Raw genomic sequence first — 24,564 nt, 5'->3', positions numbered from 1 at the left:
TAGAAGGCAGGTGCACTCCCGCGTCCAGCGGGAAGCCCGCCGACTTCAGTCGACGGGCTTCCGTTCCAGCAGTTCTTCTATCTCGCGTCTCTCGTGTTTGAGGTCCGTTGCATTGGGGCGTTTCGTCCATGGCATGAGGTCCGTGATGATCGGTGGCGCAGACCGAAGAAGGACGACGCCGGTGCCGAATGGCATCGTGCGGATGCGGTCCGGCGGCAAGATTGGCACCCGCCGGATCGAGCGCTGGTTCGTGCGGGAGCCGTAGTCACCGAGCGTGACGGAGTCCGTGAACTCGTCCCGCTCGCCGATCAGCGTCGAGAGGTCTTGGAGGTCTCGGGAGTTGGATGCTCCGCCGAGGATGATCTTGGTGATGCTCGCGTACCAGATCGCTGAGGCCTGGTCGTCGCTCCACTTGTCTCTCGCCTGGGCGAGCGACTGGAGCACCGGCATCGTCGTGATCCCCGTACCGCCTCCCTCCGCCATGAGCGTCGGCAGTGACGGCAACGGGGCAAGGTTCCCGATCTCGTCCAACGCGAGCAGCATCGGCGGATCAAGCCTTGCGCCAGGCATCCTGGCTGCCATTCGTCTGGCTGTCTCGATGAGGTCCTCCACGAACGCCGCGACCAGAGCTGCGCTGTTGCCTGCCCCGGCACCGGTGGCGAGCAGATACAGCGTGCCCTTGTCTCGGATGAACGACTCCGGGTCGAAGGCCTCGTCTTCTCCCGGGCTCACGGCATCGAGCACCCGCGGGTCTGCGAGTGCCGCGAGGGCGAGCGAGACGCCCTGCCAGATCGAATCCCGCGTCCTGGGGTCGGTCTCGATCATCGCTTCCAGCCCCTCGGCCCACCCGGTCGCGGCCTTCGGGGAAGCATTGAGAATCGCGACGGCATCAGCCGCGGCGGATGGGTCGAGTGTCCATCGGAAGAGCTCGGCTGGGCTGCGCCGGTCGATCGCCGCCGCGTGAAGCAAGGCTTGGAGGGCGACACGGGTCTTGCCTTCCCAGAAGCCACCGCTGTCGACTCCGCCATCGGCGAGTCCGGTCGCGGCGGCGAGGCCGGTGGCGCGGATCATCGCGGTAAGCGGGTCCTCGCAGCCGCGGATCGGTGACCAGCGCAGCCCCGCGGGCACGCCCTCGGCGAGATGTTGCGGGTCGAACACCATCACCGGTCCGATCCGTCGCCTGGCGCGCAGTGTCGCGGTGAGGTTGTCGGGCCTGGTCGAGGTCGTCACAACCGCGCCGGGAGCGTCGAGGATGGCGTTGATCACAATGTGGAGGCCCTTGCCCGAGCGGGGTGGGCCGATGAGCAGGATCGAGTCCTCCACGCTCGCCCACACGTCCTTCCCGCGCGACTGCCCGAGCCGGTAACCGACATCGGCCGCACTCGGGCTCTCGATCGATGGTCGTAGCGTCCCAGCACGGCGCAACAGAGCTCGGCTGGATGCGGCGAGCGCGACCTCGTGGGCGGTGGCGGTTCCTGCCAGTCGGTGCGGGTCTGTCTCGGTGTTGCGTGAGTGGCGACGCCACAGCATCCACAGCCACGCGCCGAGCACTCCGAGTCCCGCGAGCATGACGGCGGCGACCGCCCAGTAGGCGATCGCGTTGAGTTCGTCGGCCCCGAGCGCTGTACCGGGGTGTCCCGGGTGTGTGAGTACGCCGATGCCCCCGGCGATTCCCGCAGAGGGCTGCGAGACGCCGGTGAGGAACGCTGCGATGGAGCCTGCTGCTCTGAGGATGAGGGTGAGGCCGAAGAGGGCGATGAGTCCGGCCATGAGGATGTTGGTGAGCTCGTCTCCGAACGATCCGGACTGGCGGCCCGGCGCGTTCACGAGAGACTCACCGTCTGCGAGTGTCCCGAGACGTCACCGATGAGGACGGCCTCGGTGACGTGGCTTGTGAGCAGGTCGAGATCGATCACTGCACGAGCGTTTCCCTGCCGGTCGCTCTCCGTCCCAGTGACGATGACCGCAACGGTGATGTCCTCGCCTGAGATGAAGCCGGTCGCAGTGAGTTCGAAGAGGCGCGGTTCCTTGGAACGCCGTGCACGTCGGGTCTCTGGCCGTGCCTGCGGTGCAGTCTCCGACTGAGGAGCGCTGCGTCGTCGAGCTTCGATGATGTCGGTGAAGACACTGCCGTCTGACTCCCGCACCTCGACGCGGACGGTACGGGAGCGGGCCTCCGTGAGTGCGTCGAGAAGTCCTCCGAAGTTGGCTCTCGACCAGGGTGGGGCGAAGGGTGGCGGCAGGAAGTCGTCACCGTCGAGTGTGACGGTGACGACTCCCAAATCGCCGACGGTGATCACCGCCAGCGGCAGACTGACCGGTGATGGGTCGAATACTGAAGGGTTCTGGGCGTTGCTCATACCTTCAGGTGCGCTCGTAAGACCAAGGGGTGCGACTTGCCCCTACTCTCTGGGCTCGCCGTTGCGGTTGCGTCGCTGGAACCTGAGTGAACAGCGTCGCTCTTGCTCGATCACAAGTTGTGTTCTGATTCGAAATCAATGAATATAGAACTATGTCGATACAAGCAGTAACGGATGCAACCTTCCATGATCAGGTCGAAGCCGCAGAACTGCCGGTCGTGGTGGACCTCTGGGCGGCATGGTGTGGGCCGTGCACGGCCATCGCGCCGATCCTCGCCCAGCTCGCAGACGAGTACGCGGGCCGGGTGAAGTTCGTGAAGACCGACGCCGACCAGAACCCCGAAGCCGTCACCGCCGCTGGGGTCACCTCGATCCCGACCCTCGGCTTCTACCAGGACGGCACCCGTCAGGACGTGCTGATCGGCGCGCACCCCAAGCCCGTGATCGCCGCCAAGATCGAAGCGCTCCTCGCATGACCGCTCCGACTGCCTCCGCGACGACCGCAACACGGGCGCGGCTCTCGACCCTGGATCGGTGGCTGCCGCTCTGGATCGGTCTCGCGATGATCGCGGGCCTCCTGCTTGGGCGCTTCATCCCTGCCCTCTCTGACGTGCTCGCGCACATGGAAGTCGGCGGCATCTCGATCCCGATCGGCCTCGGCCTGCTGGTGATGATGTACCCGGTGCTCGCGAAGGTCCGCTACGACCGCGTCGCGTCCGTCACAGGCGACAAGAAGCTGCTCGTCTCCTCGTTGATCCTGAACTGGCTCGTGGGACCGGCGGTGATGTTCGCGCTCGCGTGGCTGTTCCTGCCGGATCTACCCGAGTACCGTACCGGCCTGATCATCGTGGGTCTCGCCCGGTGTATCGCGATGGTGGTGATCTGGAACGACCTCGCCTGCGGTGATCGGGAGGCGACCGCGATCCTCGTCGCTATCAACTCGGTTTTCCAGGTCGTCGCATTCTCTCTGCTGGGCTGGTTCTACCTCACTGTTCTCCCCGGCTGGCTCGGCCTCGATACCCAAGGTTTGAATGTCTCGGTCGGGCAGATCGCTGTGAACGTGCTTGTGTTCCTCGGTATCCCGCTCGTCGCGGGGTTCGCGTCGCGGTGGATCGGTGAGAAGCGCAAGGGGCGTGACTGGTACGAGGAGAAGTTCATCCCCAGGGTGGGGCCGTTCGCCTTGTATGGCCTGTTGTTCACGATCGTGCTGCTGTTCGCGTTGCAGGGTGAGGCGATCACGAACCAGCCGTGGGATGTCGCCCGGATCGCGCTGCCGCTGCTGGCGTACTTCGCCATCATGTGGTTCGTAGGCCTGCTCCTCGGACGTGGCCTCGGCCTTGGGTATGCGCGGTCGGCGACGCTCGCGTTCACCGCCGCCGGGAACAACTTCGAGCTCGCGATCGCCGTCGCGATCGGCACCTTCGGTGCGACCTCCGGGCAGGCGCTCGCGGGGGTCGTCGGTCCGCTGATCGAGGTGCCCGTCTTGGTCGGTCTGGTCTATGTCTCGCTCTGGGCGGCACGCGCCTGGTTCCACACCAATCCCTACGCCCCAGTTCCTGCCGTGAAGGAGCAGATCGCATGACCACCACAAACCTCCTCACCGATCCTGCCGAGTGCAGGCCGTCGGCGACGCACGCCATCGGCACCGAAGCGGCGACCACGGTCGCGACCGTGCTGAAATCGCTCTCCGATCCACTCCGGCTTCGGATGCTGTCGGCGATCGCGACCGACCCGCGCGGGGAAGCCTGCGTGTGCGATCTCGCAGAACTCGCCGACGTATCCCAGCCCACGATCTCGCACCACCTGAAAGTAATGAAGGAGACGGGCATGCTCGCCTCCGAACGGCGCGGCACCTGGGTGTACTACCGGATCGTCCCCGAACGCCGCAGCGCCGTCACCGCCCTTCTCGACACGTTCGCGCCAGCTGCCGTCACTGACGTGCAGGTCGAGGCCGAGGATCGTGCCGAAGCACTCCGAACGATGGATGCCCGCCTGACCCGGCTCGCAGAAGAACTCGCCGATGAACTCACCGGCCTGAACCGCGATCTCGTGGTCGCGATCGTCCGCGAGTCCTACGCGGGCCTCGTGCGGTCAGCGAAGCTCACCCAGCACATGATCCCGCTCACCGAACGCTTCGCCCGTCAGCGCCTGGCTGACCTTACGCGGGATCGAGAGTCTGGGGTGCCGCAGGTGCTGTTCGTGTGCGTCGCGAACGCGGGACGGTCCCAGCTCGCCGCCGCGATCGTGAACCAGCTCGCAGGCGGTCGTATCATCGCCCGCTCTGCCGGGTCGACCCCCGCCGCTGACGTGCACCCGCATGTGCGATCCCTGCTCGCGGAGATCGGAGGCAACCGCGACGCGGCCGAGGCGTTCCCGAAACCACTCACCGACGATGCGGTGCGCGCCGCCGATGTCGTCGTGACCATGGGGTGCGGGGATGTGTGCCCGATCATCCCCGGCGTTCGATACGAAGACTGGGCCGTCGGCGACCCCGCCCTCGCCTCCGAAGTAGGCATTGCCGCGATCCGCGACGACATCGAAGCCCGCGTTCGCGGTCTTCTCACCGATCTGCACGTCCACGTCGACGGTGGCAGCCCATGACAGGCGAGAAGAAGGCTCCCACTCCCGGACATGCCTCAGCGTGGGAAGTGTTCCGCGTCTTCCTGCGGCTCGGACTGACCTCGTTCGGCGGGCCGATCGCACACCTGGGCTACTTCCGCACCGAGATCGTCGAACGCCGACGCTGGATGGACGACCGCGCCTACGCCAACCTGGTCGCGCTGTGCCAGTTCCTGCCCGGCCCTGCCTCGAGCCAGGTCGGCTTCGGCATCGGCCTGCACCGCGCCGGATACCGGGGCGCGCTGGCCGCCTTCATCGCATTCACGCTCCCGTCTGCGGCCCTCATGCTCACCTTCGCGTCCGGCGCGTCCCTGTTCACCGGCCCCATCGGGCAAGGTATCCTCGCCGGGCTGAAAACTGTCGCGGTCGCGATCGTCGCCCAGGCCGTCCTTGGCATGGCGAAAACACTTACCCCGGACCGGCAGCGCGCAGCGATAGCCGCCGTTGCTGCCCTCGCCGCGCTGCTGCTGGCCGGATCGCTCGGCCAAATCCTCGCGATCGTCCTCGGCGGGATCGCCGGATACTTCGTCTGCCGCGCACCCGCCACGAACACGGCGACGGCGGTGCGGTTCCCGGTGGCCCGGGTCGCAGGGATCACCGCGCTCGCCCTGTTCGTCGCGATCCTGGCCGGGATGCCGATGCTCGCTGCTGTCACCGGGAACGGTGGCGTCGCCCTGTTTGATGCGTTCGCGAGGGCCGGGGCGCTCGTGTTCGGCGGAGGTCACGTCGTGCTTCCGCTCTTGCAATCCGGCGTCGTCGATCCCGGCTGGGTCTCGAACGCGGACTTCCTCGCCGGATACGGTGCCGCCCAGGCCGTGCCCGGTCCGCTGTTCACCCTCGCCTCGTTCCTCGGCGCTGTCTCGTCCGTCGGTCCGGGTGGGGTTGCGGGGGCGAGCATCGCGCTGGCCGGGATCTTCCTGCCTGGCTTCCTGCTCCTGGTCGGGGTGCTGCCTTTCTGGAACCGGCTACAGCACCATGGGTGGGTGCAGGCGGTCATGCGCGGCGCGAACGCGGCGGTCGTCGGCATCCTCGCCGCCGCCCTCTACACGCCCGTGTTCACCACCGCGATCCTCACCCCGCCCGCGTTCGCGCTGGCGCTGATCTGCTTCGTGCTGCTCGTCGCATGGAAGCTACCGCCCTGGATCGTCGTGATCGTCGGAGCCGCAGGCGGCATCCTCGTCACAGCACTTACCTAACCTGCCGCCCGTCAAAATCGAAAGTGAGAACCCTCATGTCCACACCTTCTGTCTTATTTGTCTGCGTACATAACGCCGGACGCTCCCAGATGGCCGCAGGCTATCTCCGTCACCTCGCCGCCGGACGCATCGAAGTGCGCTCGGCCGGATCGATCCCCGCCGAACAGATCAACCCCATCGCCGTTGACGCCATGTTCGAAGAAGGAATCGACATCCGCAGCGAAACACCCAAGGTGATCACGACTGAGGCCGTGCAGGCCTCCGACGTCGTCATCACGATGGGATGCGGCGACGCCTGCCCGTTCTTCCCAGGTAAACGCTACGAGGACTGGAAACTCGACGACCCCGCAGGGCAGGGCATCGACGCCGTCCGCCCCATCCGCGACGAGATCAAGAACCGTGTCGAGGCACTCATCGCCGAGCTGCTCGACTGAATACAACGTCGAAGGGAATGCGGACGTGAGTGCAAGTGGGGTTGCATGTTCGCGGAACATGCAACCCCAGACTCCCGAAAGCGCACGCTGAACCCGCCTCTTCCATCGAACTAGCCTTCAGGAATCCTGAGCTTGCGGGTTTCACCATTCATGAGTCCAGTCGTGTCGAAGAGCTCCAGCTCCGACCGATGCAGCTGGTGCTGGCACACGAACGAGCGGTCCTTGATTCGCCACAGCCCCTGCCCAACGCCGAGCCCCGGGAGGAGCTTCCGCTCCGTGCCAGTGAGGCCGAGAGCATCGGCGGTGACGCCGAGCTGGCCGGTCTCCTGCCGGTAGATGATCCGGGTCTCCGCATTCGCGAGCAGGCTGTTCGCCAGGGAACGCAGCGCGGAGCCTTGGTCGCCGACGTTTTCGAGGTCGGTGAGCTTGTGGAAGATGAGCATGTTCGCGATCCCGTACGCACGAGCAAGACGCCAGTAAACGTCCATCCGGCGCGGCACGGCCGGGTGCTGCATGAGCCGCCAGGCCTCGTCGTAGATGCACCACCGCTGCCCGCCGTTCGGGTCCAGCGGCACCGACTCCATCCGTGCCGACGAACACGTCATCAACACCGAGATCAGCGTCGAGTTCTCCGCCACCCGCGACAGATCCAGGGAGATCATCAGCAGGCTCGGATCGAACGTCACCGTCGAGGGCCCATCGAAGAGCCCGGCCAGGTCACCGGCAACGAGGCGACGCAGCGCATGACCGACGAGTCGGCCATCCTCGGCGAGACGGTGCTCCGGGTCCACAGCCTGGCTCGGGTTGAGGACTCGGTCCACGACCATCGGCAGAATCGGCACATCGTTTTGCGCCACCGTCTCCGTCAACGCCGTATCGATCGCCGTGTGCTCCAGCGGGGTCAGCGGCCGGTCAAGCACCGTCTCCGCGAGCGCACCAATGAGATCCCGGCGGCGTGAAGCGACGGTGGGGACTGCTGCACGGATAGGTGACATCTGATCTGGCTCGCCCGAGGTGTGGGCCTGGAAGGATGGCATCGTGCCTAAGCCCTACCCGTCCGAGTTCCGTGATGACGTCGTGCGCGTCGCCCGCAACCGTGAGCCTGGAGTGGCGATCGAGCAGATCGGATAAGGCTTCGGGGTCCACCCGATGACGTTGCAGAAGTGGCTGCGTCGCGTTGACCTCGACGAGGGCGCGAAGCCTGGCCAGTCCCGTGTGGAGGGCGCTGAGCTGCGTGAGGCGCGCAAGCGGATCCGACTCCTCGAGCAGGAGAACGAGGTCCTTTGGCGGGCGGCGGCGTATCTGTCGCAGGCGAACCTGCCGGGAAAATGAGTTACCCGTTCGTAAAAGAGCTCGCCGCTGACGGAGTCCCCGTCGCGGTGACGTGTCGGGTCCTCAAGCTCTCCCGCCAGCCCTGCAAGCGCTGGCTTGCGCACCGGGTCACGGATCGGGAGCTCGACGAGGCGCATCGCGCGAACGCCCTGTTCGACGCGCACCGTGATGACCCGGAGTTCGGACACCGGCTCCTCGCCGACGAGGCCCGTGATGCGGGCGAAGCAATGTCGGACCGGACCGCGTGGCGGATCGCCGCGAGCAACGGCTGGTGGAGCGCGTTGGGGAAGCAGCGCGGCCGGGGCGGTCGTAAGCCTGGCCCTCCCGTCCACGACGACCTCTGCGCGGTCACCGACGAGCACGGCAGGACCCGGCACGTGTTCGCCGCCGACGCGCCGAACGAACTCTGGCTCGTGGACATCACGGAGCACAAGACCGCGGAGGGCAAGCTCTACTGTTGCGCGATCAAAGACGCGTTCAGCAGCCGGATCGTCAGGTACTCGGTGGACTCCAGAATGAAGTCCAGGCTGGCCGTCCAAGCCCTCGAGAACGCTGTCGCCATGCGCGGTGACGTCGCCGGCTGCGTGGTCCATTCGGACCGAGGATCTCAATTCCGAAGCAGGAAATTCCTGCGCGCGCTGACCCGTCACCGCATGATCGGGTCCATGGGAAGAGTCCGCTCCAGCGGAGACAACGCCGCGATGGAATCATTCTTCGCGCTGCTGCAGAAAAACGTCCTCGACCGCCGCTCGTGGTCCACCCGTGAGCAGTTGCGCATCGCGATCGTGACCTGAATCGAGCGGACCTACCACCGCCGACGTCGCCAGCGGCGCTTGAGCCGTTTGACGCCCATCGAGTTCGAGACCATCATGAACACGACCGCCGCACTGGCGGCGTGACTACAACCTGTCACCTATCCGTGCAGCAGTCCCTCGAGATCGGCGTAGATGGCCTGGCCGTTCGAGCCGTTGGGGTTGTAGACGGGAACGTAGTCTCCGACTGTGCCGCCTCCCTTGAGCGAGACCTTGCTGAACGGGTTCTCCCCATATAAGTCGGTGTTTCCGTTGCGGTCGGCCAGCCCGTGAATGCGGATGCCGACCAGCGGCTTGTGGTTATCCCACGCATATGCGATCTCATGGCGAACCCATGGCGGCTGGCGCTCTGAGCGCCGATCACGACTACGACCGCCGACTTGTACGCCATCTGGTCAGCGATCCACTTCTCGATGGCCGCGTCGCCCTTGCGCTTGACTTCCTCCCACTGCTGCGCATTGAAAATGGGCTGGCCTTCCAATGCACCCATCTGGATGATCTGCTGCACTCGCCACGCGTCACGGTCGTAGTGGAAGCTGTAGAAGACTGACTTGGCCATGCTGGACTCTCCCGTCATCTGCGGTCGAGCCACTCTCGTGCCGTCACTCAAAGCCTACGGGAGCCAGTGACAGGCTTACTGGCATGCGCATTAGCGTGCAGTCAGGCCCCGCGCGGCACGTGCTGGAACCCCGCCAGGACAAAGATGTGCGGTGACCGCCGCCCGATGGATCCGGCGATTCTCAGTGACCTTCCCCACCGGAATCCCGCGCAGCAGTGAGTACATGCGAGACCACGTCATCGCTCTTCAGGTGGCCACATCCTCCTCGCAGTTCGACTATCCCACTCCAAACCGTGGTCATAGCCGTCCCGCAGGTGAGCGTGCTACAGCGTGGGCCACACCTGTGTGGTATCCGATAATTCACGTGCAGTGTCTTCGAGAAACGAAATAATCACCGCTCGCTCTTCGCGAGTACGTTGTGCAGCGGCTGAGAATCGTTTCGCCTGTTGACGGCCCACAGTGTCCATAGCGGATCGATATGTCCCTGGTGTGATGCGAACGCTGAGCGCTCGCCGGTCGGACGGGTGCGGCTCTCGAGTGATGTGGCCGCCCTTGGCGAGCCTGTCGAGCAGTTTCGTTGTTGAGGCGGTGGTGATGCCGAGGTGGATGGCGAGGTCTGCGGGCATAGCGATCTGGTCTCGGTGCAGGCACACGATCAGATAGTGCAGGGCGCGCATGTCGGTCTTGTTCAGTTTCATGTAGCGCGTTGAGGCCTCTGAGAGTGCATCCTCTGCTCTGCGCAACTGTGCCATCGCGGCCATCAACTGGTTGATCTGAGCCACATCGTCGTCGGAAAGTTTGGAGCGATCCACAAGTTGGCTCTGGGGGTCACTGGATTCGACGCTGTAGAGACTCTGGCTAGCCTCGTCCTCCTGCGATGATCCACGCATCTGGCAACAATAGCACGCAGGCATGTAGCATGCTAATCTAGTAAATAGCCAAGCAATATATGTGCGATGAAGAGATGAGAGCATGATGCGCGAGACCACCATCGCTCTAATGGCGGAACGAACCGATCTACGTTCCGTTCCCGATCTACTGGGGGCCAGAGCAGCTATCAACCCCGATCACGTCGCGTTTGCGCGGTGGATCGACGGCGAGGTCCATGACGTGACGATCGCGCGGTTTCGGGAGCAGGTCCACGATCTGGCGGGAGGACTGATCGCAGCGGGTGTTAAGCCGGGTGATCGTGTCGCCATCATGTCCGAGACGTGTTACGAATGGGCTCTAGCGGATTTCGCCATATGGGCGGCCGGAGGTGTCGTCGTCCCGATTTATGAGACCGCGTCTATTCCTCAGGTCGAGCGCATCGTGAGCGAGTGCGGGGTTCGGGTTGCGTTTGCCTCAGATGATTCGCATCGGGATGTGCTCGCACACGCGCTCCCAGGCATTGCCGTCTGGACCTTCGATGCCAACCCCGGCCATGATCTCGCGGCGCTGGAGCGACTCGGTGACGGTGTTGATGAAGTGGAGATCGAACGCCGCGAGCAGCTCGCGGGCCCCGATGACCTGGCGAGCATCGTCTTCACCTCCGGAACCACGGGCCGGCAGAAGGGAGTGCGAATCACTCACGGCAACTTCGTGCGGCTGGTGGTGCAGGTTACGCAGGCATACGGCGAGGTGGTTCATGATCGGGCCACCACGATCATCCTGTTGCCGCTGGCCCACGTGCTCGCCCAAGGGCTTCAGCTCGTCTCGGTCTATGCGGGGATGAAGATCGTTCACGTGGGTGACCCAAAATCAGCGGTTGCGGCGATGGGTGAGGTTCGCCCCACCTTCATGGTGGTGGTTCCGCGAATCCTTGAGAAGATTCGCGTGGCGGCACGCGCCAAGGCCCAGGAGAGCAAGGTCGGGTCTGTTTTCGCCGTGGCGGATCGCACCGCTATCGCCTGGGGTGAGCATCTCGAACGAACCCAATATCAACCAGACCTTAGGCCGTCCCGCTGGCTCGTGCTGAGGCACAGACTCTTCGAGCGGCTCTTCTATGGCCGCTTGCGAGCTCTCATGGGTGGGCGCGTCGATTACCTGCTATCAGGCGCGTCTGCCTTGGATCCTTCTCTCGGGAATTTTTTTCGCGGCGTCGGTATTCCCGTGATTGAGGGTTACGGCCTCACCGAGACCACCGCCCCAATTACGGGAAACCGGCCTGGAACGATGCGGGCGGGATCTGTGGGTATTCCGATTCCTGGTTCGAGCGTGCGCATCTCGGATGAGGGTGAGGTGCTGGTGCGCGGTGTCGGCGTGAGCCCGGGCTACCTGAATCCCAAGGACGACGGCGAGTCTTACACCGATGGCTTCTACCGCACCGGGGACGTTGGGCGCTTAGATCAGGACGGCTTCCTGTATATCCAGGGCCGGCTGAAGAACATCATCGTGACGGCGAGTGGCAAGAACATTGCCCCGGAACCGTGGGAGGCCGTGGTCGCGACAGACCCGATCGTCTCTGAGGCGATCATGCTGGGCGAAGGTAAGCCGTATGCCGCAGCGGTGATTTTGCTCGATGCCGAAAAGGCGGCCGCGTGGGCGCGCAGGCGCGGCTCCGCCGAACTCGCACAACAGCTGGAGGCGGCACCGACAACGCGCGACGGAATCCGCATCGATGACGAGGCTATCCGGGCGCACATCCAGCGCACCGTCGACGGCGCGAACGCGGCCGTCTCGCGCGCCGAGCAAGTGCGCCGGTTCATCGTGCTAATGGCGGTGCCCTCCGAGGACGATCGGACCTTGACTCCGACGCTCAAACTTCGCCGTACCGAGTTCCTGAACACGGTTGCACACCATGTCCACCAGCTGTACCAAGGAGAGAACCAATCATGACTGCATCGTCCGGCGACGCCCAAGGGGCGAAGAAGAAGCCAGCCGTATCAGCAGCAATCCTCCTGCTCGTCGTGGCGCTCGGTGCCGGCATCGCCGCAGCCGGATCCCGCCAGGGCACCGAGGTGATGGGTCTGCCCGTCTTTGCGCTCGTGGTGGCCTGGATCTTCCTCGTCCAGATCATCGCTTTCATCCCAGCCTGGCTGAATCAAACGGAGACGTTCTTCGACCTAGCCGGAAGCCTCACGTACATCACCGCAGCGATCGGCGGCGTTGCGCTCAGTGGCCACACCGATGCTGTCTCATTGCTCCTGGCTGGTGCGGTGACACTGTGGGCGCTGCGGCTCGGATCGTTTCTCTTCATGCGCGTTCGCCGCTCCGGCTCCGATGATCGATTCGATGACATCAAGCCGGACTTCCCACGCTTCCTGACCGTCTGGATCATCCAAGCCCTCTGGGTCGCGATCACGCTCTCCGCTGCCTTGGCGGCCATCACCGCAGCCGAGCGGCCCACCCTGGGTGTTCTCACCGTCGTCGGCATGCTGCTGTGGCTCGCCGGATTCGTCTTCGAGATTGTGGCGGATCTGCAGAAGAGCCGCTTCCGTGCCGAGCCGACCAACAAGGACGAGTTCATTCGCACAGGGCTGTGGGCCTGGTCTCGCCACCCCAACTATTTCGGCGAGATCGTGCTGTGGATGGGCATCGCCATCGCTGCGATCCCGGCTCTCAGCGGCTGGCAGTACGCCACTCTGATCTCGCCGATCTTCGTGATCGTGCTGCTCACGCAGATCAGCGGGATCCCGCTGTTGGAGAGTAAAGCTGACGGGTACTGGGGAGATAAGGCCGCATACCAGGCGTACAAGGCGCGCACCTCGGTTCTGGTGCCTCTGCCTCCTCGTGCCGCCGGAAGTGAGCAGCTGTGATCGGGCGCCCCCTTCACAGTGAGGCCCACCCCCGCGACGGGCGACGCTGGATTCGGGTACTGTGGCCGTCATTCCTGATCGTCATATGGGTCATAGGCGCAGCGCTCGGGGGACCGTACTTCGGCCGGATCGATGAGGTCTCCTCGAACGAGCAGGCGAACTACCTGCCTGCCTCCGCCGAGGCGACCAAGGTTCAACAGCTTCGGGGTGAGTTCAGCGAATCGAACGCGATTCCGGCAATCGTGGTGTTCACCTCCGAGCAGGTTCTGAGCGAGGCGCAACTCGAGGAGATCGCCGCCCAGATCACCGGTCTACCTGCCGTGGCGGGCGTGGCGGAGGAGGTCTCCCCAGCGATCCCGTCCGACGACGGCCGGGCGGTACAGGTCTTCGTGCCAATCGAACCGGACGCCGAGATCGGCAACGTCGTGGCCGAACTGAGTCAGGGACTCCAAGACAGGGTTCCGGAGGGCGTGCAGGTTCACGTTACCGGGCCAGCCGGCTTCACCGCCGATCTGCTCGAGGCCTTCACAGGAATCGACGGTCTCCTGCTCGGCGTGGCGCTGGGCGCGGTGTTCCTCATCCTGATCGCGGTCTATCGCTCCGCGCTGCTTCCGCTTGTGGTTCTTTCCACCAGCTTGTTCGCGTTATGTGTGGCACTCCTGTGCGTGTGGTGGCTTGCTAAGGCGGGAGTCTTCCTCCTGAGCGGCCAGACTCAAGGCATCCTGTTCATTCTCGTGATTGGCGCGGCCACCGATTACTCGCTGCTGTACGTGTCCCGATTCCGTGAGGCACTCCGTAGCGAGCTCACAAACTGGGCAGCCACGACTCGGGCCGTGCGAGGTTCCCTCGAACCGATCCTCGCATCGGGAGGCACGGTCATCGCAGGTCTCCTGTGTCTCTTGCTCAGCGATCTGAAGTCCAACAGCACACTTGGTCCAGTGGCCGCCGTCGGCATCATCTTTGCGATGCTCTCGGCGCTCACCTTGCTGCCCTCGTTGTTGCTGATCCTCGGCCGCTTGGCGTTCTGGCCGCGCCGGCCACAATATGAGCCCGATGTCGTGGCTGTCGAGCAGGGCGTCCACACCACCGGGTTCTGGGCGCGACTTGGGCGGACGATTGCGAACAAGTCTCGACCGATCTGGATTGCTCCGACGGCACTGCTCGCGCTTGGTGTTTTCGCTGCCACGGGGTTCAATGCAACGGGTGTGGCCCAATCCGATCTTGTGCTTGGCCAGTCACAGTCCCGAGATGGTCAAGTCTTGCTCGGCGAACATTTCCCGGGCGGCTCAGGGGCACCTGCCCTCGTGGTGGTCCCTGAGGAGCAACTACAGATGGCGACCGATGTGATGCTGGACCACTCTGGAGTAAGTGATGTGAGTATCGTGGCTGCGGATTCACCGAGCGGCATCGCGCCTGTCACGGCCGATGGCATTCAGGCACTCGGACCGCCTGGAACTCCCGCACCCGAGCCCACGGTCGTCGACGGTGCGGTCCTGCTCCAGGCGACCTTGGCTGAGGCTCCCGATTCGGCCGCCGCAGAGCAGACCGTCCGGGAACTCCGGGAGGCACTCGCCCCTGCCGGGGCGCTGATCGGTGGCGTGACCGCCACGGCGATCGACACAAATGATGCATCAATCCGAGACCGCAACCTGATCATCCCGCTGATCCTGTTCGTGACCCTTCTGATTATTGCGGTGCTGTTGCGATCGCTGTTGGCACCACTCGTGCTGATCGCGAGCACGGTGCTGTCCTTCGGTACTGCACTGGGCGTCTCGGCGCTGGTGTTCAACCACATCCTCGGCTTCCCTGGCGCCGATCCCGGAGTGCCGCTGTTTGGTTTTGTGTTCCTCGTGGCCCTCGGTATTGACTACAACATCTTCCTGATGACACGTGTGCGCGAGGAATCGCTGCGTCATGGCACCCGCCCGGGTATTCTGCGTGGGCTCAAGATCACGGGAAGTGTGATCACCTCGGCGGGGCTCGTCCTCGCCGCAACGTTCGCCGCACTCGCAGTGATCCCGATCCTGTTCCTTGCGCAGCTTGCGTTCATAGTCTCGTTCGGCGTGCTGCTGGACACCTTCATCGTCCGTTCTCTGCTGGTCCCGGCGCTCTGCTACGACATCGGTGCGGCGATCTGGTGGCCTTCGAAGCTGGTTCACAAAGGTGACGGCTCCACACCGTCAGAAATGGGAAAGGACGCCCTCGCGTGAGTTCAGCACCCGTGGTGGTCTGGTTTCGAGATGATCTTCGGATCGCTGACAACCCCGCCCTGTGTGCCGCTGCCGACCAGCGCGCGCCGGTAATCGCGCTCTACGTCCTCGATGAGGAGTCCTCGGGTATCCGACCGCTCGGAGGGGCAGCTAAATGGTGGCTGCACCACAGCCTGTCTGCGCTGCAAGCCGATCTAGCTGACCATGGAATCCCACTGGTACTGCGGCATGGTGCCGCGCTTGCCGAGGTTGTGGACATCGTCGGCCAGGTCGGTGCGCGAGCAGTGGTTTGGAATCGCCGTTATGGCGGCCCGGAGCGTTCCGTCGATACCGAGGTGAAGGCGTCCTTGAGCGCTGCGGGCATCGAGGTGGAGAGTTTCGCGGCAAGTCTGCTCTTCGAACCCTGGATGATCCGGACCCGGAACGGGGATCCCTATTCGGTGTTCGCACCGTTCTGGAAGGCCTGCAATGCTGCGCCTCCACCCCGACTGCCGCTGAGCGTGCCAGAGCGGATCAATCGCTCCGCAGATCTCACGGGAGTTACCCGCTTGGAAATGGACGAACTTGCTCTCCTGCCCAAACACCCCGACTGGGCAAGCGGACTCCGCGCGGCGTGGCGGCCCGGCGAGGCTAGTGCACAGCGGGCACTTGCCGACTTTTTCGACGGATCCCTGCGCACATACGCGTCGGATCGTGAGATTCCCGGCACGCCGGGCACGTCTCGGTTGTCTCCGCATCTGCGATGGGGCGAGATCAGCCCGTTTCAGGCGTGGCACGCGGCGAAGGTGATGCGTCAGGAAGCCTCCGAGGGCGTGCGGGCCTTTCTGAGTGAGTTGGGCTGGCGCGAGTTTGCGTGGCACACGCTCTTTCACTCACCGGACCTCGCCACGGCGAATTGGCGTCCTGGATTTGATGCCTTCCCGTGGCCCGCGATCCGCCCGGACCTACTCACCGCGTGGCAGGAGGGCCGCACTGGTTTCCGCCTGGTTGACGCCGGGATGCGTGAACTCTGGCGCACGGGGTGGATGCATAACCGCGTCCGCATGGTCACGGCCTCGTTCCTCACCAAGAACCTCCTGGTGGATTGGCGCGAAGGGGAGCGTTGGTTCTGGGACACACTGGTCGATGCAGATTCGGCCAGCAACCCGTTCAATTGGCAGTGGGTGGCCGGATCGGGGCCGGATTCGTCCCCATACTTCCGCGTCTTCAACCCCGAACTTCAGGCAGCAAAGTTTGATCCGGCAGATCGTTACACTCGCGCGAACATCGAGGAGTGGCGGACGGGCGAATATCCAGATCCCATCGTCGATCTGCGGGAGACGCGCGCCAACGCACTCGACGCCTACGAGATAGTCCGTAACCGCCCGTGAGTCAGTGACCTCGGGTCGGAGGAAGACTTGTCGCAGGTGCGCTGCACTTGAGGGGGCATGTCATCCATGATCAGTCCAGCCTCGACAAGAGCGAGACGAACACCCTTGCGGTCAACGCCCATCCGACGACTGATCGCCCGCACCGAGACGCCAGCCCGGGCGAGGCGCACAGCCTCAGCCTTCTCATCGAGGCCGAGCCCCACTCGACGACTCGGCACGTCGCGACGACGGAGGTGGGAGAATACCGTGGCGCGGTGGATACCATACCGCTTGGCCAGTGTCTTGACGCCGATCCCGGCCAGGTAGTCGCCGACGAGTTGGTCCACTTCGGGGGCAGTGAGAGAAGTTTGAGCCGTCTCGATAGTCCTCACAACAGGCCCCCGACATCCCTCGGAGCGCCACTCTGGGTCCGTGCCGACACCTTGTAGACCCCGCGCAACAGGCGGTTGACCAGGGTTTTTGTCTTGGGGGCGGAGTTGCCGAACGTGCTACTTAGCCACCCCAGCAAATCTGCCCCTGGCTTCCGAGCAGGGGCAGATTGTTTTGCATCCGCTGTCATCCCTCGGGTTGTTCAGTCATTCTTGCTTCCGCGAACCGCAGCGCGACGGATCACCCGATGACAACCCACACTGCCGTAAGGGTTCACCGGAGCCTGGGGCGCTCACTCGATTCGTCCCTGGAACGCTCCCCCTTGGATCCGGCAAGGCCCACAATCGTCTCAGCGAGCACGCGCCGGGCAGGCGATCGGCAACCTTGCAGAAAATAACGACCATAGGACGCTCATGCCCGCCACAAGGCCTCAAGAACGCAGGGCCAAGCGGTCGCTACCGCTGCGAAACACCAAGCTGGGCAGCGACAGCCGGCTCTACCACCGCGAGGATCCATTCGCGCGCGACATCGGACAGAGGCGAGATTTTCAGGACGTAGCGCGAAATGCCGATGCCCAGCAGTTGTGCGGCGACGATCTGGGCGCGCAAGCGCGCGGTGGGCGGATCGACGCGGAGCCCTCGTCCCCCCATAACCGCTCTAATGACCGCGTCTAACCCCTCCCCAAGAAGGCTCTCCACCCGGTCGCGGATCGTTTCTTCCTCGAGCGCGGCACGGAAAAATGCGCGCACCGTCATCGCGGTTGCCGGGCACGCACGCGCTCGGCCGGCACCCACATCACGCCGCGGGGCCAGCCGCGCCCTCCGCGAGCCGGTGCTGGATGGCCCGCACCAGCCGGTCCAGCGACCCCGGCGACTGCGCCAAGAACAGCGACGGCTCCGTTAGCTCCAGCTCAAGCAGGTGCGGCACGTCGTCGTCACCGGGAAGCATGTCCACGCGCGCGTACAATAGCTGCGAGCGCTCAATCCCCAGCAGCTTCGCGGCGCTGTCCATCGTCTGTTCGGCCAGCCGGTACTGTTCCTCGGTGGCTTGGGCGGCGGTCATGATTTCGGGAGTGTAGAGCCCCTTGGCGGGCACCACGTCGCGTTGCAGCATCGCGTCCTTGCGCACCGCATGCGAAAAAACGCCGTCGATGTAGACCAGGCAGGACTCCCCCGCCGAATCCACCCGCGACAGGTACCGCTGCACCATGACGTGGCGTCCCGCGCGCAACAGTTCACGCACGTGCAGGATCGCCTTACCGCGCGCCTCGGCGCTCGATTCGCGATAGCGGATGGTGTCCTGCGCGCCGGCAGAAATTGTCGGTTTAATCACGTAATCGCCGAAGGCGGGCAGGCGCGTGTGAATCGCCTGGCTGCTCAGGTGCTTGTGCGGGTCCAGCCAGACGGTGTCGATCGTCTTGACGCCCAGCCCAGCCAGGTCCTTCAGGTAGTGCTTGTCGGTGTTCCACTTGACAACACCGGCCGCGTTGACAACATTCTTCACGGACGAGGCCCACGCCAAGAATTCCTCAGGCCTATTTGAATAATCCCAGGTCGACCTGATGACGGCGAGGTCGAAACCTGACCAATCCACCCCGTCCGCATCCCACGAAACGACGCTGACGTCATAGCCCGCATCCGCCAACGCCTTGGCCAACGGCTGGTCATCGGCGTCCAACTCCGGCAGCGCGGCGCACGTTACTAAAGCAATTCTTTTTCTCGACACTCCTTTATCTTAGGTGCACCCAAGTGTCGTACGGTTGGTGACGTGACAAACGACAACGTTCCCACCGCCCCACCAGTAGCAGCCAAGCGCCCCACCACCCGCACGTTCCACGGCGATTCGTTCGTGGACAACTACGAATGGTTGCGCGACGCGCAGGACCCGGCGACGATCGACTACCTGAACGCGGAGAACGCTTGGACCGACGCGCGCACCGCCCACCTGGCGCCGCTGCGCGAAACCCTGTTCAACGAGATCAAGTCACGCACCCGCGAAACCGACATGTCGTTGCCGCTTCGCAGCGGGCCGTGGTGGTACTTCGGGCGGACCACCGAAGGAAAGCAGTACGGCACCCAGTGCCGCGTTCCTGTCACCGACCCGACCGATTGGAATCCCCCCACCATCGAACCCGGAAACACGCTGGACGGCGAGCAGGTCATCTTCGACGCCAACGAACACGCGCAGGGCCACGATTTCTTCTCGATTGGCGCATTCAGCCTGGACGCCACCGGCCGCTTCTTGGTCTACGGCACGGACACCACCGGCGACGAACGGTACACAGTCCGAATCCAGGACCTGAACACTGGCGAACACTTCCCCGAGGTCATCGAGAACACCGGCGGCAACGCCGTCATCACCCCCGATGGCTCTTACGTTTTCTACACGACGGTCGATGAATCGTGGCGCCCCGACACGGTGTGGCGCCACAGGGTTGGCACGGACCCATCAACCGACAAGGTCGTCTACCACGAACAAGACGAACGGTTCTGGGTGGGGACCGGGTTTACACGGACTGAGCGTTTCTTGGTGGTGGAGGCCTCGTCGAAAATCACCTCCGAAACCCGGCTGATCGATCTAACGGATCCCACCTGCGATCCCATCGTCGTGTGCCCGCGCGCCGACGGCGTGGAGTATTCGATCGAGCACGGAGTGCGCCCGGACGGCACGGAGTTGCTGGCAATCACCCACAACGCGCGCTTTGCCGATTTCGAGATCGTGCTCACCGACGTGCCAACCGGCGAACCAATCGACTTGGCGAGCGGGGTCAGCGTGCTCACGCCCGCAACCGGCGAACGTATCGAAGCGGTGGACATCTTCCGCGACTACCTGGTCGTCTCGTACCGGTCGGGCGCACTGCCCCGCATCGCGATCTTGGATGCCGCCGCCGCACTGTCCCCCAACCCCGAACCGTGGACGTTGATTCCCGTTAGTTTCGGGGACGAGTTGTCCGCCACCGGCATTGGTTCAAACCCCGAATACGACCAGCCCCTTCTGCGGATCGGTTTCGGATCGTTTATCACCCCGGCGCAGATCATCGACCTGGATGTCGCATCCGGGACTCCCCACGTGCGCAAGACGCAGGAGATCCTGGGCGGATACGACCCGGCCGACTACGGGCAGGCCCGGCTGTGGGCGCGGGCGGAGGATGGCACTGAGGTGCCTATCTCGATCGTGTGGAAGCGATCAGCCGTGAACGTCTCCATCGGCCCCGACGGGGTGCCGGTCCCCGCCCGGACCTCGCCCTTGCGGCTCTACGGGTACGGGGCGTATGAGGCGTCAATGGATCCCGGCGTTTCGGTGGCGCGGCTGTCCAGCCTGGACCGGGGCGTAATCTTCGCTATCGCGCACGTGCGCGGCGGCGGGGAAATGGGTCGCGCCTGGTACGAACAGGGTCGGATGCTGAACAAGAAGAATTCCTTCACCGACTTCGTGTCGTGCGCCCGGCACTTGGTCGATGCGGGCTGGACCGTCCCCGAAAAGATGGTCGCCGAAGGCGGTTCCGCCGGCGGCTTGCTGATGGGCGCCGTGGCGAACCTGGCACCCGAATTGTTTGCGGGAATCGTCGCGGACGTGCCGTTCGTGGACGCCCTGACATCGATCCTGGACCCGGCGCTGCCCCTGACCGTCATCGAGTGGGACGAGTGGGGCGACCCCCTGCACAACCCGGAGGTGTACCAATACATGCGGTCGTACACCCCGTACGAAAACGTGCGCGACGGTGCGCGGTACCCGCGTATCTTGGCGGTGACCTCGCTCAATGACACGCGGGTGCTTTTTGTGGAGCCCGCGAAGTGGACCGCGCGGCTGCGCGAGGCCGGGGTCGACGTGCTGCTGAAAACGGAAATGTCAGCCGGGCACGGGGGTGTTTCGGGACGCTACGCGAAGTGGCGCGAGGTCGCCTTCGAGATGGCGTGGACGCTCGATGTGCTGGGCGCGACCGCGCTCCCGCCGGTCAAATAGCATCCCTTGTCGCCGGTCGGGTGGCTCGCCCCCACCCGCGCGTTGTGACGCATCCGGCTTCCACACCACCGATTGAGATTCTGCATTTCACAACTAGCCAGGTGGCAGGCGGATCGGTAGCATTGTGCACGTAGCGTATCGAACCCCATGTTCGAAGCCGCTGACGCTGCGACATCACAACCATCCTTGCAGGAGGATCCATGCGCACTACCCCCCGAAGCGCCCCGAAGATAGTCGTCGCTATCTTCACCGCCCTGGCCGCGAGCCTCGGCGTCTTGGGCGCGGCAGCACCCGCCAATGCAGCCTCGGCGACAACGGTCACAGGCACAGTGACAAGCAACGGCACCGCGACCCCCGCGTCCGAAGTCGAGGTTCGGCTATACGCCGGATACGACGACGAGCCGTACGACTGGGAGTAGAGCTATACCACGTACACGGATGAGGACGGCGAGTTCTCGATCGATACCGCGGACGACGACTATTGGGACGCGAGTTACGGCCACTTCTGGCTCCGCCTACCCGACTCGGACAGCATCACTTACGACGGTGACACCTGGTCGAGTAGCGACTACATCAGCGTCACGCCCGGAAGCCACTACGCGATCGGAGTTGCACCCTCGCAACTGACGACTATCGCGCTCTCCCCCGCTCTCGAGGACGCCTACATCGAGGTCTACCGCTGGGATACGGAGTACCAGGAATTCGAATACGTCCGCTACGCCAACACCGATGAGAACGGCCGGGCAAGGGTTCGCACCGACTTCGGTGCCCGTTACACGCTTTTATACCAATCCGGGGATTCAGATGGGTGGCTCACGCAGTATCTGGGTGGAACAGCGGACCAACCAGCGGGCACCAGTTCCACGGGTACCTTCGTTGTTAGCAACGAGGCGACCGCGACCGTGAACTTCCCGCTGTCGCTGAAATCGACCAAAATCTCTGGAATCGCCTCCTGGACCCAGGGTGCCCCGGCACACGCAGAGGTCCAACTAGTGCGCATCTACGAGGACGGCGATTGGGACGACGTTCGGACCTACGACGTCGGCATCGACGGGGCGTATTCCTTCTACGCTGGCCCCGGGACCTACAGCCTGCGCCTATACAGTTACGACGCAAACTGGAATTACCTGTACAAGCCGACCTGGCTGGGCGGCAGCGCCAAGTCCTACTACTCGAGCGACGCGCAGACGTTCACCATCGCCGCAAATGGTGTCGACGTGACCAAAAACATCACCGCGTCGCAGAAGTACGGCGCGCTCAAGGTCAATCTCTCGGCGTTCGGAGTGAACAAGAACACCGCCATATTTGCCTTCAACCTCGCTACGGGTGAATCGAACTCCGCGAATGTGACCACAAATTCCGCGGGGTCGGCCAGCGCGGTGATCAACGGGCTCGGCTCGGGCACCTACTATGTCCGCGCCGCAACCTCGGGCACCACCAACAGCACGGTGATCGGCGCCGAATCGTTCGGAACACCAATCACCGCTCCGAACACGGGGACAGTGAGCCTTACGGGCAAGGCGCTCAAGACCGAACTCAGTGCAGGATCGCTCAGCTCGACCATCTCCGGACAGCCGCGAGTGGGGGCGACGCTCACTGCTAAGGCGTCGATCCAGGACGTTTCCACGGCTCTCAAGAACGCAACCTCGTACCGGTACTTCTGGTCGGACGGAACCAAACTAATCAGCACGACTTCCTCCGCGGTAGTGCCCGCCGCAGCGCTGAACGATGATGTGAGACTCACCGTGTTCGCATCGGCTACTGGCCAGTTGTCCACCTATGGCGTCTCACTGGCCAGCGATGACCTGCCTCGATTCGCTCGGGGCGACAGCCCGTACCCGTTGACGGTTCCCTCGATCACGGGCACAGCAGCTCTGGGCAAGACGCTGACGGCGAACACCGGCTCCTGGGCCCCCTCCCCGAAGTCATTCACCTACCAGTGGCGCCGCAATGGAATTGCGATCCCGGGCGCGACAAAGGCCAGCTATGCAGTGAGTGGAGCCGACGTCGGCAAGACAATCTCACTCAAGATCACTCCGGTGCTGGAGGGCTTCGCATCCAAGTCGATTGTGACCGCCCCGACGGGCAAGGTCGCCAAGGCGACCGCGCAGATCTCGCTCGCCAAGAAAGCTAAGAAGGGCAAGGCACGCGTCACCGTGACGGCGAAGGGAATCAAGGCTGTCACCGGTGTCGTCACGATCACGGTCGGCAAGAAGACAGTGAAGGGCAAGCTCACGGCCAAGTCCAAAGGCAAGGTCACCATCACGCTTCCGAAGAAGGTCAAAGGAAGCAAGAAGGTCACCGTGACCTACAAGGGCAGCGCTCAGGTAAGCAAGGCGACGAAGACCGCGAAGGCGAAGATCACCAGGTAACCGACTGGCGATGCAACCCGGGGTGGGCCTGGATGGGATTCTTTCCGTCCGGGCCCACCCTTTTTTGCCACGGCCACCGCCCGCTGCATTCCCCGTTCCGAGCACTAGTAGCACCAACGGCGAAACGTTTCGGGGCTTACTACCTTACGTCTATTGCGATGCCACCCCGGGAGCGCTAGGTTTCGAATAGTGAAACGTTTCGGTCATCGCGGACGGCAAAGATGCCGCGCGGCATCGAGGCCGGTGCGTCCAGCCCCAAGGCGGGTTATAGGTCAGAACGTGTGGATGGGATCTGCTGGGAGCGTTGGGATGTGACGGCGCTCAGCGATTTTCCTCAGAGTTGCTCATCGAAATTCCCCAGGTCGCATGGTCAGGTTAGCGCAGGTTCGTGCCGGTCGTGACCCGGCGGAGTTCGTCAGCGGCAGTGGCATGGTGGCGGAGCCGGTACGAGGCGCCGTCGAGAGTGATGACGACGGATCGGTGCAGGAGCCGGTCAAGCATCGCGGCAGCGACAGTGGTATCACCAAGGATCTCTCCCCAAGCGCCGACGGGCCGGTTCGTAGTGATCACGATCGAGGTCTTCAAATAGCGCTGGTTGATGACTTGGAACAGAGCAGAGGCGGCTTCGCCGGGCAAGGGCAGATAGCCGAGCTCGTCGATGATCAGGAGGGTGGGCCCCGCGAAGAACCGCATCATCGTCGACCACTTGCCTTCGAGAGCGGCGCGGTGGCAGCGGGCGGCAAGATCGGCGGCGGAGGTGAAGTAGACCCGGTAGCCGGCGGTAACGGCGGCGTGCCCGAGGACGGTGGCGATGTGGGTCTTCCCGACGTCGGGTGGGCCGATCAGGAGCACGTTCGTCGCGGTATCGATGAACCGGCAGGTGCCGAGCTCTGCAAGCAGTGACCGGTCGATGCCGGAGGCTGCGTCGTGATCGAAATCGGCGAGGGTGGCGCCGGTGGGGAGGTTCGCGAACCGGAATCTGCCAGTAAGGCGGCGGGCCTCGGTCGCGGTGACCTCGATCTGCAGGAGCCGCTCGAGCGCGTGGGTGAGGGACCATCCCTCGGCGTGTGCCTGGTCGAGGACTGCGGGGAGCGCGTCGGCCGCGCCGGCGAGTTTCAGTTCGGCGAGGTGGCCGCGCAGCTGCTGATAGACGGACGCGTCCGTCTTCATCGGGGTGTTTGTGGTGGTCATCGGAGGGTGTTCCTGTTCTTCGCGGCCTGCTCGTAGGCGG

18 protein-coding genes and 3 pseudogenes are annotated in these 24,564 nt (G+C 64.1%); 13 read left to right on the top strand and 8 right to left on the bottom strand.

Translation table 11 applies throughout. The features are described from left to right. Positions 1–45 precede the first annotated feature (45 nt). Both FB389_RS09995 and FB389_RS09990 read right to left on the bottom strand, forming a co-directional pair. Entirely contained in the window at positions 46–1,770 is a 1,725-nt protein-coding gene (locus FB389_RS09995; protein ID WP_142113739.1) for a TraM recognition domain-containing protein, read from the bottom strand. A gap of 53 nt (positions 1,771–1,823) precedes the next feature. Then, entirely contained in the window at positions 1,824–2,360 is a 537-nt protein-coding gene (locus tag FB389_RS09990; RefSeq protein WP_142113221.1) for a hypothetical protein, read from the bottom strand. Between the two features lie 152 nt (positions 2,361–2,512). Between FB389_RS09990 and trxA the strand changes: the two genes are divergently transcribed. From trxA to FB389_RS09965, 5 genes are read left to right on the top strand one after another with little or no spacing between them, the layout of a single operon-like run. Next, entirely contained in the window at positions 2,513–2,836 is a 324-nt protein-coding gene (gene trxA, locus FB389_RS09985) for a thioredoxin (RefSeq protein ID WP_142113220.1), read from the top strand. Continuing rightward, positions 2,833–3,942 (top strand): ACR3 family arsenite efflux transporter, encoded by a 1,110-nt coding sequence (arsB, locus tag FB389_RS09980; protein WP_142113218.1) that lies wholly within the window; start codon positions 2,833–2,835, stop codon positions 3,940–3,942. Before trxA ends, arsB begins: the two co-directional genes overlap by 4 nt. Continuing rightward, complete coding sequence (locus FB389_RS09975; protein ID WP_142113216.1) at positions 3,939–4,961, top strand: metalloregulator ArsR/SmtB family transcription factor; 1,023 nt, start codon at positions 3,939–3,941, stop codon at positions 4,959–4,961. The genes arsB and FB389_RS09975 overlap by 4 nt, the downstream gene beginning before the upstream one ends. Then, positions 4,958–6,175, top strand: coding sequence for a chromate efflux transporter (gene chrA, locus FB389_RS09970; protein WP_142113214.1), 1,218 nt, complete (start codon positions 4,958–4,960; stop codon positions 6,173–6,175). The genes FB389_RS09975 and chrA overlap by 4 nt, the downstream gene beginning before the upstream one ends. Before the next feature lie 35 nt (positions 6,176–6,210). Then, on the top strand, positions 6,211–6,609 hold the full coding sequence (locus tag FB389_RS09965) for an arsenate reductase ArsC (RefSeq protein ID WP_142113212.1): 399 nt from the start codon (positions 6,211–6,213) through the stop codon (positions 6,607–6,609). Positions 6,610–6,719: 110 nt separating this feature from the next. On the opposite strand, the pseudogene FB389_RS09960 reads toward FB389_RS09965, so the two are convergent. Beyond that, positions 6,720–7,577, bottom strand: a pseudogene (locus tag FB389_RS09960) (ATP-binding protein); the annotation flags it as partial. Positions 7,578–7,647: 70 nt separating this feature from the next. Between FB389_RS09960 and FB389_RS09955 the strand changes: the two are divergent. Next, positions 7,648–8,840 (top strand): annotated as a pseudogene (locus FB389_RS09955) (IS3 family transposase). A gap of 14 nt (positions 8,841–8,854) precedes the next feature. Here FB389_RS09955 and FB389_RS10995 read toward each other — a convergent pair. Next, a pseudogene (locus FB389_RS10995) lies at positions 8,855–9,243 on the bottom strand (TIR domain-containing protein). 392 nt (positions 9,244–9,635) lie between these two features. Beyond that, positions 9,636–10,202, bottom strand: coding sequence for a MarR family winged helix-turn-helix transcriptional regulator (locus tag FB389_RS09945; RefSeq protein WP_142113211.1), 567 nt, complete (start codon positions 10,200–10,202; stop codon positions 9,636–9,638). A gap of 109 nt (positions 10,203–10,311) precedes the next feature. Here FB389_RS09945 and FB389_RS09940 point away from each other — a divergent pair, with 109 nt between their 5' ends. From FB389_RS09940 to FB389_RS09925, 4 genes are read left to right on the top strand one after another with little or no spacing between them, the layout of a single operon-like run. Then, positions 10,312–12,129: an AMP-dependent synthetase/ligase gene (locus FB389_RS09940; RefSeq protein ID WP_246043614.1), complete on the top strand. Its 1,818-nt coding sequence runs from the start codon at positions 10,312–10,314 to the stop codon at positions 12,127–12,129. Beyond that, positions 12,126–13,049: a DUF1295 domain-containing protein gene (locus FB389_RS09935; protein ID WP_142113209.1), complete on the top strand. Its 924-nt coding sequence runs from the start codon at positions 12,126–12,128 to the stop codon at positions 13,047–13,049. The genes FB389_RS09940 and FB389_RS09935 overlap by 4 nt, the downstream gene beginning before the upstream one ends. A 59-nt stretch (positions 13,050–13,108) precedes the next feature. Further along, complete coding sequence (locus FB389_RS09930) at positions 13,109–15,259, top strand: MMPL family transporter (protein ID WP_142113735.1); 2,151 nt, start codon at positions 13,109–13,111, stop codon at positions 15,257–15,259. After that, the gene (locus FB389_RS09925) at positions 15,256–16,629 is read left to right on the top strand and encodes a cryptochrome/photolyase family protein (protein ID WP_142113207.1); all 1,374 of its coding nucleotides are present in this window, start codon (positions 15,256–15,258) and stop codon (positions 16,627–16,629) included. Before FB389_RS09930 ends, FB389_RS09925 begins: the two co-directional genes overlap by 4 nt. A gap of 824 nt (positions 16,630–17,453) precedes the next feature. Here the strand turns inward: FB389_RS09925 and FB389_RS09915 are convergent. Together FB389_RS09915 and FB389_RS09910 are read right to left on the bottom strand one after the other, a co-directional pair. Then, positions 17,454–17,753, bottom strand: a complete 300-nt coding sequence (locus FB389_RS09915; protein ID WP_142113205.1) for a TetR/AcrR family transcriptional regulator — start codon at positions 17,751–17,753, stop codon at positions 17,454–17,456. 40 nt (positions 17,754–17,793) lie between these two features. Next, a complete protein-coding gene (locus FB389_RS09910; RefSeq protein ID WP_170207956.1) occupies positions 17,794–18,723 on the bottom strand; it encodes an ATP-grasp domain-containing protein in 930 nt (309 codons plus the stop codon). A gap of 42 nt (positions 18,724–18,765) precedes the next feature. Here FB389_RS09910 and FB389_RS09905 point away from each other — a divergent pair, with 42 nt between their 5' ends. The 3 genes from FB389_RS09905 (at position 18,766) to FB389_RS09895 (ending at position 23,333) form a co-directional block, all read left to right on the top strand. Then, positions 18,766–20,961, top strand: a complete 2,196-nt coding sequence (locus FB389_RS09905) for a S9 family peptidase (protein ID WP_142113204.1) — start codon at positions 18,766–18,768, stop codon at positions 20,959–20,961. A gap of 200 nt (positions 20,962–21,161) precedes the next feature. Further along, positions 21,162–21,380 (top strand): hypothetical protein, encoded by a 219-nt coding sequence (locus FB389_RS09900; protein ID WP_142113202.1) that lies wholly within the window; start codon positions 21,162–21,164, stop codon positions 21,378–21,380. 483 nt (positions 21,381–21,863) lie between these two features. Next, positions 21,864–23,333: an Ig-like domain repeat protein gene (locus FB389_RS09895; protein ID WP_170207955.1), complete on the top strand. Its 1,470-nt coding sequence runs from the start codon at positions 21,864–21,866 to the stop codon at positions 23,331–23,333. Positions 23,334–23,708: 375 nt separating this feature from the next. Here FB389_RS09895 and istB read toward each other — a convergent pair whose 3' ends face one another. Beyond that, positions 23,709–24,524: an IS21-like element helper ATPase IstB gene (gene istB / locus FB389_RS09890; protein WP_142113198.1), complete on the bottom strand. Its 816-nt coding sequence runs from the start codon at positions 24,522–24,524 to the stop codon at positions 23,709–23,711. Between the last annotated feature and the right edge of the window lie 40 nt (positions 24,525–24,564).

It is taken from the genome of Rarobacter incanus, from assembly GCF_006715765.1.
In the GTDB taxonomy this organism is placed as follows: domain Bacteria; phylum Actinomycetota; class Actinomycetes; order Actinomycetales; family Cellulomonadaceae; genus Rarobacter; species Rarobacter incanus.
The sequence above is the reverse complement of the archived record's forward strand: the minus strand, read 5'-3'. Positions and strand labels throughout refer to the sequence as shown.